General features: G+C 64.5%; 10 protein-coding genes. 4 read left to right on the plus strand and 6 right to left on the minus strand.

From position 1 onward, the window contains the following. The first annotated feature begins 166 nt into the window (after nt 1-166). The gene (locus tag HTUR_RS14135; RefSeq protein WP_012943997.1) at nt 167-1,234 is read left to right on the plus strand and encodes an mRNA surveillance protein pelota; all 1,068 of its coding nucleotides are present in this window, start codon (nt 167-169) and stop codon (nt 1,232-1,234) included. Nucleotides 1,235-1,653: 419 nt separating this feature from the next. On the opposite strand, the gene HTUR_RS27455 is transcribed toward HTUR_RS14135, so the two are convergent. The 4 genes from HTUR_RS27455 to HTUR_RS14155 form a co-directional block, all read right to left on the minus strand. Then, the gene (locus tag HTUR_RS27455) at nt 1,654-2,547 is read right to left on the minus strand and encodes a DUF7351 domain-containing protein (RefSeq protein WP_012943999.1); all 894 of its coding nucleotides are present in this window, start codon (nt 2,545-2,547) and stop codon (nt 1,654-1,656) included. Nucleotides 2,548-2,663: 116 nt separating this feature from the next. Continuing rightward, complete coding sequence (locus HTUR_RS14145) at nt 2,664-3,431, minus strand: TrmB family transcriptional regulator (RefSeq protein ID WP_012944000.1); 768 nt, start codon at nt 3,429-3,431, stop codon at nt 2,664-2,666. Next, nucleotides 3,428-6,463, minus strand: coding sequence for an efflux RND transporter permease subunit (locus tag HTUR_RS14150; RefSeq protein ID WP_012944001.1), 3,036 nt, complete (start codon nt 6,461-6,463; stop codon nt 3,428-3,430). Before HTUR_RS14150 ends, HTUR_RS14145 begins: the two co-directional genes overlap by 4 nt. Before the next feature lie 262 nt (nt 6,464-6,725). Further along, nucleotides 6,726-7,460: an MBL fold metallo-hydrolase gene (locus tag HTUR_RS14155; RefSeq protein ID WP_012944002.1), complete on the minus strand. Its 735-nt coding sequence runs from the start codon at nt 7,458-7,460 to the stop codon at nt 6,726-6,728. A 165-nt stretch (nt 7,461-7,625) separates the two neighbouring features. Here HTUR_RS14155 and HTUR_RS14160 point away from each other — a divergent pair, with 165 nt between their 5' ends. Beyond that, on the plus strand, nt 7,626-8,711 hold the full coding sequence (locus tag HTUR_RS14160; RefSeq protein WP_012944003.1) for a zinc-dependent alcohol dehydrogenase family protein: 1,086 nt from the start codon (nt 7,626-7,628) through the stop codon (nt 8,709-8,711). A 48-nt stretch (nt 8,712-8,759) separates the two neighbouring features. On the opposite strand, the gene HTUR_RS14165 is transcribed toward HTUR_RS14160, so the two are convergent. Together HTUR_RS14165 and HTUR_RS14170 are read right to left on the minus strand one after the other, a co-directional pair. Further along, nucleotides 8,760-9,776 (minus strand): polysaccharide deacetylase family protein, encoded by a 1,017-nt coding sequence (locus HTUR_RS14165; RefSeq protein WP_012944004.1) that lies wholly within the window; start codon nt 9,774-9,776, stop codon nt 8,760-8,762. Between the two features lie 300 nt (nt 9,777-10,076). Continuing rightward, nucleotides 10,077-11,006 carry a hypothetical protein gene (locus HTUR_RS14170; RefSeq protein ID WP_012944005.1) on the minus strand — a complete coding sequence of 310 codons (930 nt, stop codon included), beginning with the start codon at nt 11,004-11,006 and terminating at the stop codon, nt 10,077-10,079. A gap of 258 nt (nt 11,007-11,264) precedes the next feature. Here HTUR_RS14170 and HTUR_RS14175 point away from each other — a divergent pair, with 258 nt between their 5' ends. Together HTUR_RS14175 and HTUR_RS14180 are read left to right on the plus strand one after the other, a co-directional pair. Beyond that, entirely contained in the window at nt 11,265-14,033 is a 2,769-nt protein-coding gene (locus HTUR_RS14175) for an ATP-dependent helicase (RefSeq protein ID WP_012944006.1), read from the plus strand. A 516-nt stretch (nt 14,034-14,549) separates the two neighbouring features. Next, nucleotides 14,550-15,419 carry an amidohydrolase family protein gene (locus HTUR_RS14180; protein ID WP_012944007.1) on the plus strand — a complete coding sequence of 290 codons (870 nt, stop codon included), beginning with the start codon at nt 14,550-14,552 and terminating at the stop codon, nt 15,417-15,419. Nucleotides 15,420-15,876 lie beyond the last annotated feature (457 nt).

Raw genomic sequence — 15,876 nt, forward strand, 5'->3', positions numbered from 1 at the left:
GTGGCGGATACAAAAGAGGTGGTACAGCGGTCCGAGACGACCTGCGCTACAGACGCCGTCCGAGGATCCGCGCCGGACTCGAGTCCCCGTTCGACGGAGCGACCCGGTCGGAGACGGCGTTTCGAGGATCGCAGCCCACTTACCCACACCCCGCGAAGCCACGCCCATGCAGATCAAAGACCGGGAGCAGGTCGAGGGCGGGCGCGAACGGGTGACGGTCGTCCCCGAGAGCGTCGACGACCTCTGGCATTTGCAGTACGTCCTCGAGCCCGGCGACCGCGTCGCGGGCGATACGACCCGACGGATCCAACGCAACGACGACCAGATGCGCGATACCGGCGGCGAGCGCGAACACATGTGGGTCGCCATCGCCGTCGAGGACGTCGAGTTCCACAAGTTCGCCAACCGACTGCGGGTCGGCGGCGAGATCGTCGCCTGCTCGCGCGAGGACCAACTCGGCTTTCACCACACGCTGAACGTCGAGGAACGCGACGAACTCTCGATCGAGAAGCGGTTCAAACCGGATCAGGAGGCCCGCCTCGAGGAGGCCGAAGAGGCCACCGAGAACCCGGACGTCGCCATCGCCACCGTCGAGGAGGGGCAGGCCCACGTCCACACGGTCGCCCAGTACGGCACCGAGGAGCGGGCGACGATCACCGGCACGACGGGGAAAGGCGAGTACGCCCGCGGGCGCTCGGAGCTGTTCGACGAGCTCGCGACGGTCCTGAAGCGACAGGACGCGGACGCGATCATCCTCGCCGGGCCGGGCTTTACGAAACAGGACGCCTACAAGCACATCGAGCAGAACGAATCCGAACTCACCGAGAAGATCACGATGGTCGACACGGCCAGCGTCGGTGACCGGGGCGTACACGAAGTGCTCAAACGCGGCGCCGTCGCCGACGTCCAGCAGGAGACCCGCATCGAGAGCGAGGCCGAGTACATCGACGAACTCACTCGCCGCATGGCCGAGGGGGCGAAGGCGGCGTACGGTCCCGAACAGGTGAAAAAGGCCGCCGAGTTTGGCGCGATCGAGCGCCTGCTCGTCCTCGACGACCGATTACAGAAAGAACGCGGTCCCGACGGCGAGTGGGCCATAAGCGTTGACGAGATCGTCCGTACGACCGAACAGAAAGGGGGCGACGTGACGGTCTTCTCGAGCGAGTTCCCGCCCGGTCAACAGCTATCGAATCTCGGCGGGATCGCGGCGTTGTTGCGGTATCGACTCGAGTAAGGCTCGGCGATACACGAGTTCGAAACCGTCCTCTCAGTCCTCGAGCAGCCACACCTCGCGCACCGAGCCGGCGAAACGATCGCGTCGGTTACGGGACGCCACCGGTGGCCAGCGCAGTCAACTCCAGCTTTCGGATCCGACACCAGTACCGCGCCGTGGTGGTGGTGGATTCTCGTCCGAAACGGTCGCTCGTGCCCGTGTTCTCCTCGGGTTTCTCACAATCGAGTTGCATGATTCGGATCATCGATCGGGTAGTCCGTCGACGTTCGAAGCAACGGGCCGCGCGCCAATAAATATAATCTGAATTATATTTCAGTTAGCGGCGTTACTGAAATCCGTTTCACACGGAACGAAGCCGCCGCCCGGCCGATGGTAGTGGTCCCACGGGTCGTCGGTCGTTGCGGAACGGATAGCCGGCGTCACGTTTCGACCGCGTCTATCGACTCGACCGTTCCCGGATCGGCAAGCGTCAGGCGAATCGTGCTGTCGTCTGCGGTAATGGTAACCTGAATTCGCCACGGATCTATCGACCGGCGCTCGACGCGTCCCCCATCGACAACGAACGGGAGGGTCCAAACGGGTGCGTCACGGAGCGAGCGCCCGCGTTCGAAGAAGAAACTGACGACCGCGGGCTGGTCGAGGACCGCGCCGCCGACTGGGACGTAGCTAAAGAAACTACACCGTCGACAGTCGAGGTGGACGGTGACGGGATGATCCGCTGCGTAGTGGTCCTCCCGTGGCACGTCGGCCAGGAATCGACTTCGCACGTCACCCGCACAGACGGGACAGACCCCGGCCCCGGCGAGACGCCAGACGAAGCGAGTCCGCCGGTCGAACGCCGTTGCGACCTCCTCGACCGACCGCTCGACGACGCCACCGGGGTCGAACGGGTACTCGAGCCAGACCCGCTCGCAGTCCGAACAGGAGACTCGAGCGACGTGGTCGCGGTAGACGAACGTGAGCGCGGTCCCACACTCGATGCAGTCCGTCTCGAGTTCGGCCGGGTCGATATCGAGACGTTCGTGGAAGACGCCGCTCTGAATCGCGTCGATCACTCGATGCCCAGCGTACAGCAATTCGTACGTGTCGTCGGCGTGGCGGACGAATCGACCCTCGAGTTTCGAGAGGTGATAGGTGAACTGACCGCTGTCGTCGACGTCGACGGCGTTGTACAGTTCCGCGAACCCGAGGGTATGATCGGATGCCCGCCAGAGCGCGAGCAGGATCTGTACCCTGATCTCGTGACCGAGGAGTTGGAACGCCTCCTCCGGACCGATCGCCGTCCGTTCGCGGGATGGTTCGGTCTCACCCATGGGTGCCGTACACCGGCAGCTACCAATAAGGCGGGGTCTCACCGGACGTCCTAGCGGTTCGATCTCGACTCGTACAGGACAACGGTCACTCCGTCGTTCAGTCGGCCGCGCCCGACTCACTCCAGTCCCGAACCGGGGCGCAGTTCGTCGCTCGCTTCGATCAGCTGGATCAGCACGGAGGCGAACAGCGAGCCCGAACTCCAGATCGCCGTCTCGCTGCCGTCGTCGTCGATGACGCTCAACAGGATGCCGTCGTCGTCGACGATGACGATCCGTCCCGATCGCTGGTCCCCCTCGCGATAGGCGGGCGGCGTCTCGATCTCGACGCCGTCGATGGCGTCGATCCGCTCCCAGATTTCGTCGTTCCGGCTGATCGCGAGCACGGAGACGCCGGCCGCGGCCCGTTCCTCGAGCGTTCGTTCGATCGAGTCCGTGAGCAGTTCCGGGAGCCGCGTCCCGATGACGATCTTGTCCGTCGCCTGCGAGAGGAGATCGACGACGCGGTCGTCGACGCGCTCGCGGCTTCGGACGGTCCAGATGTCCTCTTGGGTCTCCTCGGTCGTCGCCTCCTTTCTGACCGAGTCCACGTAGTCGAACGCCCGTTCCCGTTCGCGGTCGAACCGTTCCTCGAGGGTCTGCTGAGCCTCCTCGATGCTCACCGGCCGATAGCGGATTGGGTTCGACTGCTGGACCTCGAGCAGCCCCCGGTTCTCCAGGCTCTCCGCGACGCTGTAGACCTGCGAGCGAGGAACGTCGGTCACGTCGGCGACGTCGCGCGCCGCGCCGGATCCCAGCCGATGTAAGGCGATGAAGACCTTGGCCTCGTAGCTGGTGAGTCCAAGGCGTTCGAACGCGTCGACAGCCTCACTCTCGTCGGTTGTCACTCCTCATCCTCCGAATCGTCTCCGTCTCTCGCGTCGGTCGACATGGCCGTTTCGGTCTCGCGGCCGCCGTCGCTCGCTGTCGCCGTTCCGGCGGGCGATCCCGGCGCGTCGAAGGAGACGTCGGGACCGAAGTACCGCGTCCACAGCACCAGCAGCGACGGGAGGACGATCACGCTGGCGAGGAACGCGTAGGTGATCGTCAGCCCGGTGATGATCCCGAACTGGCGCAGCGCAGGGAGGATGGCGAAGGCGAGCGTCCCGAAGCCGCCGACGGTCGTCGCCGCGCTGCCCAGCAGCGCGCCGCCGGTGCCGGTGACGGTCGTCCGCAGCGCCGACCAGACGTTGCCCTGACGCTCGAGCTCGAGCGTGTAGCGGTCGCTGACGTGGATGCTGTAGGCGACGCCAAGCCCGATCGTGAGGCTCGTGATCATCCCCGTGAGCACGTTGAAGGGCATGCCGATGAGGTACATCGTCCCCAGGATCCAGCTGACGGTGAACGCGACCGGCAGCAGGGTCACGGCACCCAGCGCCGCGCTGTCGCCGGTCAGGTAGTAGGCGAGCGACAGGAAGACGAACACCGCCACGAGCGTGATCAGCAGGCTCTCGAGGACGGTGTTCAGCAAGTCCTGCTCGACGATGTGGCTGACGATCGGATCGCCGGTCGCGATGGCGGTCCAGCGACCGTCGCTGCCGTCTTCGATGTCGTCGGCGAACGTACGCATCTCGCTGGTCGTGTCGGCGGCGCTGGCGCCGCCCTTGATCCCGATGACCATCCGTGCAGCGTCGTACTCGTCGTCGTCGGTCCGGTGGAGGACCTGGCTCGCGGCCTCCTCGTTGACCTCGAACAGCTGGTCGTACAGCGCCGAGACGTTCTCGTCGGGGACGCCGTCGCCGTCGGTGTCGGCCGCGCGGAACGACTCGTTGAACGACTCGTTTTGCGCGGCGACGGACTCCATCGTCGACAGCGGATCCCGCACGTCGGCGTCGCCGTTCGCCAACGGGTAGACGACGTCGCTCTGCGCGGCGTCGTCACGCGTCTCGTTGAGCTCCGCGAGCAGTTCGGGGTCGGCGACGCCGCCGCCGTCGGCTTCGACAAGGATCTGGGCCTGGCTGTCCTCGCGCTGGAAGTGCTGATTGACGAACTCCAGATCGTCCTTGGCCTGGTACTCGCCGGGGCTCATTCCGCCCGGCAGGTTGTCGGTCCACGCCGGCGGGCTCTCCGCGAGGAAGTCCTCCTCCTGGAAGCTGGTGTCGACTTGCGTCGCGCCGTAGACCCCGCCCACCGAGAGCAGGACGACGAGGACGAGAACGACTAGCGGCGCCTTCCGAGCGGCCGTCGAGCCGACCGTCAGCACCTCGCTGAAGCGGCCGCCGCCGGTCCCGAACGCCCGCTTGCGCCGGTCGAAGCCGCGCGACTCGAGGAACTCGTCGAGTTCGACCTTCATCGCGGGGATCAGCGCGCCGAAGATGATCAGCGCGGCGACGATCCCGACGGAGCTGACGATCCCGAACTCCCGAATGGGGCCGATCGGACTGACGAGGTTCGAGAGGAAGCCGATGACGGTCGTCGCCGTTACCCAGAGGAGTGCGGCACCGACGCCGGCCAGCGCGACCTTCATCGAGCCGCGGACGGACCCGGTCCGTCCGTCTTCCTCGCGTTGCTCTCGGTGGCGCATGAAGACGTGGATCGCGTAGTCGATCGAGAGCCCGATCAACAGGACCGGCACCGCGACGAACATCTGGTTGAACGCGATATCGGCCCAGCCCATGAAGCCGAACGTCCAGACGAGCACCGCGATGATGCCGACGACGCCCAGCACGATGTCGATCAGGTCCCGGTAGGCGATCAACAGGGCGACGACGACGAACAGCAGGGCGAATGGACCGACGATGGCGAGACTGTCGCCCATCGACCGGTCGATCTCGTCGGTGATGATTCCGCCGCCGAAGACGATGTAGTCCTCTTCTTGGGCGTTCGCGAGGTCACGGATCTCGAGTTGGCTGTCGACGATCCGGTCGCTGATAGCGCCGCCGCCCATGCCGCCGCCCGCCGCGTCGCTTTCGGTCTTCTGCGTTACCGACGTCATCCGCGTCTCGGCTTCGGTGCTGCCCGGTTCGTAGGACGAGGGCATCAGCGCGAGCGCGAAGTTCTCCCCATCGCTTCCGTCGGAGAGCGTCTGCTGGACGGTCCGTTCGTACGCCTCATCGTCGAGGCTCTCGAGAGCCTCGATCTGGTCCGCGAGCGGAACCGTCCCCTCCTGAAGCTGGGTGTACTCGGCTTCGAAGATACCAGTCGTCGCGCCGAGGCGAACCTGCTCGAGGGTCGCGGTCAGGTTCTGGTATTCCTCGTTCGCCTCGTAGGTATCGGTCTCCTGTTCGATTTCCCAGCGGCCGGACTCGATCTCTCGAGCCTGTTGGACCAGCTCTTCGTACTCGGCGGTCTGGTCGTCGTCGAGTTCCGCCGTCTCGGCCGTCTGCTCGATCGTGGCGTTGATCTCGGCTTCGGTCTCGGCCGCGGCCTCCTGCTCGCCGGCGGCGGTCTGGTTCAGGTACTCGCGTTGCAGTTCCAGCGTGTCGTTGAGTCCGGTCTCGAGCACCGCCTCGCGTTCGGCGAGATCGCCGCTGATCGCGGTGAACGCGACGAGGTTCTCGACGCCGGTGACCGACTGATTCTCCGCCAGCGTCTCGTTGATCGAGTCGTCGTTTCGGATCTCCTGTTGGAACTCGAGCGAGGAGACCAGCGACTCCCGCGTGAGGACGTTGTCGCCGTCGCCGCGAACGATCACCTGGACGCTGGTGGTGTTTTCATCACCCTCGGTCGCGAAGTAGGGGTCGGTTCCCCCCTCGGAGTTGCCCTGGATGCGCTCGAGGGCCTTCGCCTCCTGGGACTCGCTCTCGAACTGATCGAGCGACGAGGATTGTTCGACCATCGGCATCCCGGCGCCGACGGCCGCCGTCAGGAGCAAGAGCACGACGATGACGATTCGAGAGCGATTCGTCACCACGTCCGCGATACGGTCCGGCGCGCTCATCCGTTCTTCCCCCCGAGATCATTCGACGAGCGTCTGGAAGACATTCTGTTGTTATGATCCTACAAACTCGGGGTATAAACGTATTCGGATACGCACATCTGCGTGTTGATAACACGCAATCAAGGTCCCACACAAACAGGAAACGAGGTTCGCCGGGTGTGCTGTACGACCTCTTCTGGACACTATTGAAAAACATTCGTCCAGATCAGGCAGTGTAGATCGGACTGCTCGGTGGCCGATACCTGTCGGGAACGGAGCCCGACTACTCGATAGTGATCGTCTTCAGGTCCTCGGCGAACCGGACGTCGCCGTCGTAGTGAGCGCCGATCGACTCGAGCATCTCGTCGTGGCGACCGTCCGTGTGCGGGTAGAGGTGGGTCAGATAGACGCGGCCGATCTCGGTGCCGGCCAGCGCCTCGCCGAGCGTCTTCGGAGTGGGGTGGTTCGAGACGTCGACGTCGTCGGGAAACGAGCAGTCGTGGGCCAGGATGGCCGACCCGTCGGCGAAGTTCGCCAGCCCCGCGAAGGCCTCGCTGTCGCCGCTGTAGGTGAACAGGTCGCCGAACCGGTAGGCGAGACAGGGCAACGAGTGGCGGGTCTCGTAGGCCGAGACGTCGAACCCCGCGACGGAGAACTCGCCGGCGACGACCTCGCGGACCCGCAGGTCGAGTTTGTCCTGCATGTACTCGTGGACGTCGAGGAGGTCGTCGAGCAGCGACTTCGTGCCCTGCGGCCCGACGACCTCGAGGTGGTCCTCGCCGGCGAGCCAGCGGGCCTTCATGAGTGGAAGCAGGTCGGCGACGTGGTCGAGGTGGTGGTGGGTCAGCAGGACCGTCGAGACGTTCTCGTAGCCGACGCCGGACTGCTGGAGCCGGTGGAGCACCCCCGACCCGCAGTCGACCAGCAGGGTTCGGCCGTCCTCCTGGACCAGAATACCGGTCTGGAACCGCTCGCCGGTCGGCATCGCGCTGCCGCTTCCGAGAAAGGTGACGCGCATACGACCCTCTCGCACGGCCTGTCCGATAAGACTAGCCTCTTTGGGCCGCTATCGCGGCCGAACGATGGCCCGGTGCGCCGTCGACTCGAGCGCCGTCGGCCATCGGTTATCGGCCGTCGAAGGCGTGTCGGAGGTGTTACTTCACCGGCACTCGTCGCCGTCGATATGCGCGCTGCTGTACTCGAGGCCTACGGCGAACCGCTGTCGATCGAGTCGGTCGAACCGCCCGAACTCGCGCCTCACGGCGTCATCGTCGACGTCGAGGCCTGCGGTATCTGCCGAAGCGACTGGCACGCCTGGCAGGGCCACGGCGAGTGGGCCGACGATCAGGTACCGCTCGGACAGATCCTCGGCCACGAACCCGCGGGCCGAGTCGCGCGGGTCGGCGACGACGTCGAGACGCTCGCGGTCGGCGACCGCGTCGCCGTCCCGTTCAACCTCGGCGAGGGGTCGTGCTATCAGTGTCGCAACGGCCACGGCAACGTCTGCGAGGACGGCTACGCGCTCGGCTTCGAATCGAGCGTTCCCGGCGCGTTCGCCGAGCAGGTTCACGTGCCCCACGCCGAGTTCAACGTCACGACGCTGCCCGACGGCGTCTCCCCGGAAGCGGTCGCCGCGCTCGGCTGTCGGTACGTCACGGCGTTTCACGCGCTCGCACACCGGGCCGATATCGACGCGGGCGACTGGGTCGCCGTTCACGGCTGTGGCGGCCTCGGTCTCGCGGCCGTCCAGATCGCGACCGCGCTGGGAGGACGGGTGATCGCGGTCGACGTCCGCGAGGAGCCCCTCGAGATGGCCGCCGATCTGGGCGCCGAGGAGACGATCGACGCCTCAGCGCTCGAGGACGGCGAGAACGTCCCGGACGCTATCGACGCGATCACCGACAGGGGAGCCCACGTCTCCGTCGACGCGCTCGGGCGCGCCGAAACCTGCCGCAACAGCGTCGACTGCCTCCGCATCCGCGGCACGCACGTCCAGATCGGGCTGACGACCAGCGCCGAGAAGGGAGAAGTCGCACTGCCCATCGACGAGATGACCCGCTGGGACGTCACCGTCGTCGGCTCCCGCGGGATGCCGCCCTCCCGGTACGACGAACTGCTCAGGATGATCGAGGGCGGCCGACTCGAGCCGGAGCAACTGGTCACGCGACGCGTCGGACTCGAGGACGTCTCGGATCGACTCGCGGCGATGAGCGACTACGAGACCAGTGGCGTCGAGGTCGTCACGGCGTTTTCGTCCTCGAGCGAGTGACCGACCGGCATCGGACTCCGGGTCGCGAATCGACGGTTCGACGGGCGGTCAGTCGAGATAGCCGAGTTCGGTCAGCGCATCCTGCAGCGTGACGATGCGAAGGTCGTGATCGAGTGCGGTCTCGATGGTAAATTCGATCCGCTCGGCGGGGAGCGTATCGTACTCACTGTGGCCGCCGACGATTCCGAGGACGTCCTCGGACGCGACGGTCGCCATGAACTCCTCGATCTCTTCGGGCGTCGATCGATCCGTTTCGATGTACCGACGGTGCAATCGCGTCGGCTCGAGATCGTCGATAGGATTGAGCCCACCGACGCCGGTCCGGTAGTTCGGGACGGCGTCGTAGTACTCCGGGACGAGGGATTCGGCGAGTCCGTCGGTACGCCCGTACGGGTAGACGAACCCGGTCACGTCGACCCCCCAGTCCTCGATTCGGCGCTTCGAATCGGCGAGGATCGTCCGCAGGAACGATTCGGTGTAGCGGACGTACGCGGAGTTGGTCGCATCGAGCGGTTGATCGATCGGCTCCTCGAGGCGGATGTACTGGCCTTCGTCGTCGGAGCCCTTACCGGCGACCGTCGCCTCGACCGTACGTTCGCCGTCGAACAGTACGAGCGGATCGCCCACGTGATCGCCGTGGCGATTCGCCTGAACGTAGATTCGGTCGTGGCCGACCTCCGCGTCGGACTCGAGGAGAATCCGTCCGACCGATCGATGTCTATTCGTGTGCGACATCACTTCCCACCCGGCGTCGTGCAGTTCTCCGACGTGGTTCGGATCCAAAAAGTCTTCTGACGACTGCACGAGATCGGGACAGGCGGCGATACACGCGGGGACGTCGTATCGCTCGTGAACGGGGTACGTCGTCGTGTAGTCTTCGATCGTCGCATCGTCGTATGCGAAGACAACCATCCCCGCGTCGTCGGTCCGTTCGAGAGCGTTTCGTTCGTCTCTCGGTTCCCGTTCAGGGCCGTCATCATCGTTGCTGGACCCTGACGGGCGGAAGCATCCCGCCATCCCCAGTATCGCCGCCGTTCCCGCGGCGAGAGCGCTTCGTCGATTCACAGAGTGAATGTCAGACCCGTATCATATAAATGATTGCTTTCTCACAATTAGAATGCGGAATATCTCCCTCATACGTGCATAATTGATAATGTTTGTTAGACGTGCAACTACTCTAATCGAGGTACTAAATCGGGCGCTCGAGGTCCCTTGAGCTCGAAACGAGAGACGCGGGCTGGTAACGTAACTCACGAAACGTCGTCTCTCCGATCGACCCGCCGCGATGAGCGACTACGAGACCCACGGCGTGGAAGTCGTGACGGAGCTGTAAGCGACGGAGTCCCGAACGCGATCCGATCGGCGCTATCGACTCCGTTCCGATCTGTCCGCTCTGGCCTGCTCGTTCGTGACTCGGTCCTCGCGAGTGAACAGGAACCGATCGTACTCCTCCGCGAACGAGCCTAGCAGCGGCTCGCCGGCGGTCGTGTTAATCCCGATGGCCCGCGACGTCGCGGCCGCCGCGTACTCGTCCGCGGCGATGTTCGGATCGTAGGCGGCGAACGTCACGTCGGTATCGCCCTCGTCGTACTCGTAGAGGAGCACGTAGTGGCCCTCGACGACGTTTTCACCGGTGATGGTCACCCCCGCTGATCCGTACTCGTCGATCGCGGCGCGGAGCTCGCGCGCCTGCGACCGGTAGTCGATCCGTTCCGGACGGAGGAGCGGCCACCGCTGCACCCACGAGTCGACGTCGGTGAACTGGCTTCGGTGAAACCGTTCGATATCGTTCCGCACGGGCGTCGCGGATCGGTCGGCCGGCACGTCGATCCGAGTTATCTCGCTGGTCGAATCCCGGTCGACCGGAACGGCGGTCGGTACTTCGGCGTACCACTGCGCGACCGCGGCCATGCCGTAGCAGTACCCCTTCGTCCCGAACAACCAGTCGGCGTTCGAGAGGAGCCGATCGACGATCGCGCCGATCCCCGACCGCAGCGCTCCGTCCGGCGAGAGCCCGCCCAAGTCGAGAAGCGACGGGCTCATGACCGACGTCAGGCGGTCCCGGAGATCGCTCCGGGAGACGAACTCGGTCGGCGACGGCGACTCGGGGGGCGTCGCGTAGTTATCGAACCCGAACCCGTCGACAGCCGGATCGAACGCGACCGCGTCGGCGTCCGAATCGGACTCGGAATCCGACGCGAACGGACCGAACTCTCGCGTTGCGATCGACAGCGCGCCCGCGCCGGTCGAAAGCGAGAGCGCACCGAGCAGTCGACGACGGGTCAGTCGAGGCATGGATATGGGTTGAGTACGGGATGTCCGCAGTGGCGACTACACGGCTCGAGCGGCGGGATCCGGCGGCTAATCGACGCGTCCAACTCCGCAGTTCCGTAAGGACGGTCGCACTTCCTCCGGTTCGGTCTGTCGCCGATCGACGATATATTCACAGGGCTTGCAACTGCCACGCCGTCGCCGGCTTCGCCCCGTTCGAACGCGTTCACTTTCACCCCGCTGTCCAAACCCTCTTACATACCGGCCCCGGAGACGACGGTAATGAGCGGGAACGACGGCCTCAAGTTGCCGGTCGACGACGACGCCCTCCCCTTCGATCCCGACGCCGTCGCGATCGAGGACCGCGACGTCTTCGACCTCCTCGAGCCGGCGGTCCAGGAGTGGTGGCTCGAGGAGTTCGGCGAGTACGTTCCCGAGAACGAGGGCTTCTTCACGCCGCCACAGCAGGGGGCGATCCCGAAGATTCACGAGGGGACGAATACGCTGGTCTGTGCGCCGACGGGGTCAGGCAAGACGTTAAGTTCTTTTTGTGCGATTATCGACGAACTCTACCGGCGTGATCGGGACGCCGACGACGGCCTCGAGAACTCCGTCTACTGTCTCTACGTCTCGCCGCTGAAATCCCTGGCCAACGACATCCACCGCAATCTCGAGGTGCCCCTCGAGGGGATCGAATCCGTCGTCGCGGAACGGGACGACGGGGCGGAGATGGGCGAGATCCGCCACGCGATCCGCCACGGCGACACCTCCTCGAGCGACCGCCAGAAGATGCTCGAGGAAACACCCCACATCCTCAACACGACCCCCGAGACGCTCGCGATACTGCTCAACTCGCCCAAATTCCGCGAGAAACTGCGGACCGTCGAGTACGTCATCGTCGACGAGATTCACTCGCTGGCCGCGGGCAAGCGCGGGACCCACCTGTCGGTGAGCCTCGAGCGACTCGAGGCGATGGTTGATCACGAGATCACCAGGATCGGCTGCTCGGCGACGATCGAGCCGCTCGAGGGGGTCGCGGAGTTTCTGGTCGGCCGAGACGAGCCCGGCGGCGACTCCCGTCCGTACGAGATCGTCGACGCCCGCTTCGCCCGCGAGTTCGACATCGAACTCGAGTGCCCGACCGACGACCTGATCCACACGCCCCGCGAGGTCGTCCAGGAGCGGTTCTACCGGATGCTCCACGAGCACATTCAGGAGCACACGAACACGCTCGTCTTCACCAACACCCGATCCGGCGCCGAACGGGTGTTGCACAACCTGCGCGAGGAGTTCGACGCTTACGACGAGGAGAACTCGGGCTGTCACCACGGCAGCCTCTCGAAGGACGTCCGCCACGATATCGAGGCGCGGCTGAAGGAGGGGAGCCTCGACGTGGTGACCTCCTCGACCTCACTGGAGCTGGGGATCGACATGCCCCACGTCGATCTCGTCGTACAGGTCGGCTCGCCCAAGTCCGTCGCCGCCCTGCTCCAGCGGGTCGGCCGCGCGGGCCACCGCGTCGGCCAGACGGTGACGGGACGGGTCATCGCTCTGGACCGAGACGAACTCCTCGAGTGCGCCGTGATGCTCAAGAAGGCCGATGACGGGTTCGTCGACTCCGTCTCGATCCCCGAGAACGCCCAGGACGTCGCCGCCCAGCACATCTACGGGATGGCCATTGCGGAGATCCGTCCCGAGAGCGAGGTGGTCGGCATTCTCCGGCGAGCCTACCCATACCGCAACTACAGCGACGTGGAGTGGGAATCGCTCGCGCGATACCTCACCGCGGACTACGCGGGGCTCGAGGACAAGAACGTCTACGCGAAGATCTGGCGCGACGAGAACGATCCGCCGAGCGGCGAGCACCACCACGAGGAGTACCCCGTCGGCCAGCCGCTGATCGGCAAGCGCGGCCGGCTGGCTCGTGTCATCTACATGACCAACATCGGGACGATCCCCGACTCCTTCACCTGCGACGTCAAGACCCGCGCCGGCGACGAGTGGGTCGGACAGTTAGACGAGAACTACCTCGACACGCTCGAGAAGGGGGACGTCTTCGTCCTCGGCGGCGACCACTTCGAGTACCGGTACCGACGAGGCTCGAAGGTTTACGTCGACCGCACGAGCGCGCGGCCGACCGTCCCCTCGTGGTACTCCGAGCGGCTGCCGCTCTCCTCCGACCTCGGGCGAGAGATCCTCGCGTTCCAGGGGGAACTCCTCGAGCGCTACGACGCGGGCGGTCCGCCACGGGTCCGCGCGTGGCTTCGGGAGTTCCCGCTGGACGACGACAGCGTGCGCGCGATCGCGCGCCTGTTCGAACACCAGCTCCGCTATGCGGGGAGCGAGAGCGTCAGCACGACCGACCGCCTCGCGATCGAGGTGGTCCGGGACCGCGACGAGTACGAGCGCCACTACTACGTCCACTCCGCCTACGGCCGGAAGGTAAACGACGGCTTCTCCCGGCTGCTGGCCTACCGGTGCGCCCAGGAGGCCACCGCCAACGTTCGCGTCGCCGTCGCCGACAACGGGTTCGTCCTCTCGATGCCGCTGAATCGGAAGGTCGACGTCGAAGGGATCCTCGAGGACCTCGAGGCCGACGACGTGCGCGAGGATCTCCGGAGCGCGCTCTCGGGCACCGACCTCCTCCAGCGATACTTCCGGATCAACGCGACCCGGTCGCTGATGATCTTGAAGCGCTACAAGGGCTACGAGAAGTCCGCCAGCGAACAGCAGGTCTCGAGCGAGATGCTGCTGGGCTTCGCCGAGGACCTCGAGGACTTTGCGGTCATCGAAGAGACCTACCGCGAAATCCTCGAAGACAAGCTCAACGTCGCGGAACTCGAGGAAATCGTCGGCGACATCGCGGCCTGCGAGATCGCGGTCGAGCGCACGCTGCTCGACTCGCCGACGCCGCGAGCGTTCGGGCTGGCGACGCTGTCGGCCAGCGACGTCGTTCTCGCCGAAGACGAAAGCGCCGCCCTGCAGGCGTTTCACGAGCACGTCCTCGAGGAGATCGGCGAGGAGGCGCTTCGCGGACTCTCCACGGACTAGACGCTCGAGCGCGTCAGTTGTTTCGCACTCTATCGGAATCGTCGACTCTCGTCACGTATCCGGAGCGATATGCTCGGTCGAACTGATCGTCTATCGGTCGTCTCCCTTTGATATGAGTGTCCATCAACACACACCCTATGACAACCATCAAATACTCATCTATAGCTTAATACAAACATGTAATAATAGTTCCACTTTGGACATATATAGTGAATCCCACAATAGAGAGCACGTAAGCTCCGATAATTCCAGATTAGGAGGTTTATCCAACGTCGTCTTCCCCAGAAGTGGTCGGAGGGAATAAGTGCCCTAAAACAGCCCAAATGCCACTCTAGCGCCGCTATGAGAATTGAGGGAAAATATGCCCAGAAATACCAGGAATGTGATCGTAGCGACCTATCATAATATCTTCGATAATTATATCTGGCGAGTAGATCGTCGATAGCCGGTACCGGTGTTCGATCGAATTCGTCTTTCGTGGGAAAATACATATGTTGTCCTCACGTCGCTTGTGGTATGGGTTCTCCCACCGTACTCGAGGAGTCGCTTGCGATCGACACGCACGCTCACCAGCCGACCAGCGAGTTCCTCCACGACGCGGGGGGACAGATGATGCGGGACGCAGCCGATCGGTTCGGCGCCGACCTCGAGCCGGACACGTACGAAAACATGATCGAGGAGTATCGAGAGGCCGGGGTCGGCCGGGCCGTGTTGCTCGGCTGGGACGCGGAAACGAACACGGGCAATCCGCCCGTGCCGAACGACTACGTCGCCGAGGTCCGCGACGAGTATTCCGACTTCTTCATCGGATTCGGCTCCGTCGATCCGCTCAAAGACGATTGCGTCGAGGAGGCGATCCGCTGCGTCGAGGATCTGGATCTCTCCGGGTTCAAGTTTCAGCAGATCGCCCAGGGGTTCGACCCGTCCGACCCCGAGCACGAGGAGCTGTGGGCGACCATCGAGGATCTCGGGGTTCCCGTCGTCTTTCACGGGGGGAACTCCACCCTCGGCGCGTGTTCTCCGGGCGGTCGCGGCCTGAAGATCAAGTACGGCAACCCGATGTTGATCGACGACGTGGCGGCCGACCACCCGGATCTCCAGATTCTCATCGCGCATCCCGCCTACCCGTGGGAGAAAGAACAGCTCGCGATCTGCCAGCAGAAGGGCAACGTCTACATGGATCTCTCGGGGTGGATGCCGAGATACATCGACGAGCAGGTGCTGCAGTACGCCGAGTCCCTCCTCGCGGACAAGGTCATGTTCGGGACCGACTACCCGATGCTCGAGCCGGGACCGTGGCTCGAGCAGTTCGCCGCCCTCGACTTCGACGAGGAAATCCAGCGGAAAATCCTCTGGGAGAACGCCGAGGAGTTCCTCGACCTGTAGTCCGTCGGCCGTCCGCGGGCCGTCAGTCCGCGCCGTCCGATCGCCTTGCCTCGGATTGCTACCTATCGACTAGTGTCTACCGAGCGAGTCGCTCGGGTCTCGTGGAACCGACTTCTCCGCTCCCGTTCGAATTACGGAAACAACCGTCGTCGCGAACGCGGCCAATTGGATTACAGCAGTACTTCTGTAATTCGACGGCCCTCACAGCAATATATTACACCGGTGCTGCTGTAAGTACAGATCAATCGAATCGTGGGACCAACAGTGGAATCCCGAAACTAGCACTCGAGACGCCGAATATGAGAAGTGTCTGACATCTAAGATCGGTGCACGCTGAATGCCGTTCGAAAGGTTCGAACGCGATAGCGGTGAGTCGGCGTCGAACCGGCGGGAGAGAGCGCGAGTTCGGCGGAGACGAGTCGGTGAGTTCAGTGACGGGAGATCGGACCGAGTTCGG

The organism is Haloterrigena turkmenica DSM 5511, assembly GCF_000025325.1.
In the GTDB taxonomy this organism is placed as follows: Archaea; Halobacteriota; Halobacteria; order Halobacteriales; family Natrialbaceae; genus Haloterrigena; species Haloterrigena turkmenica.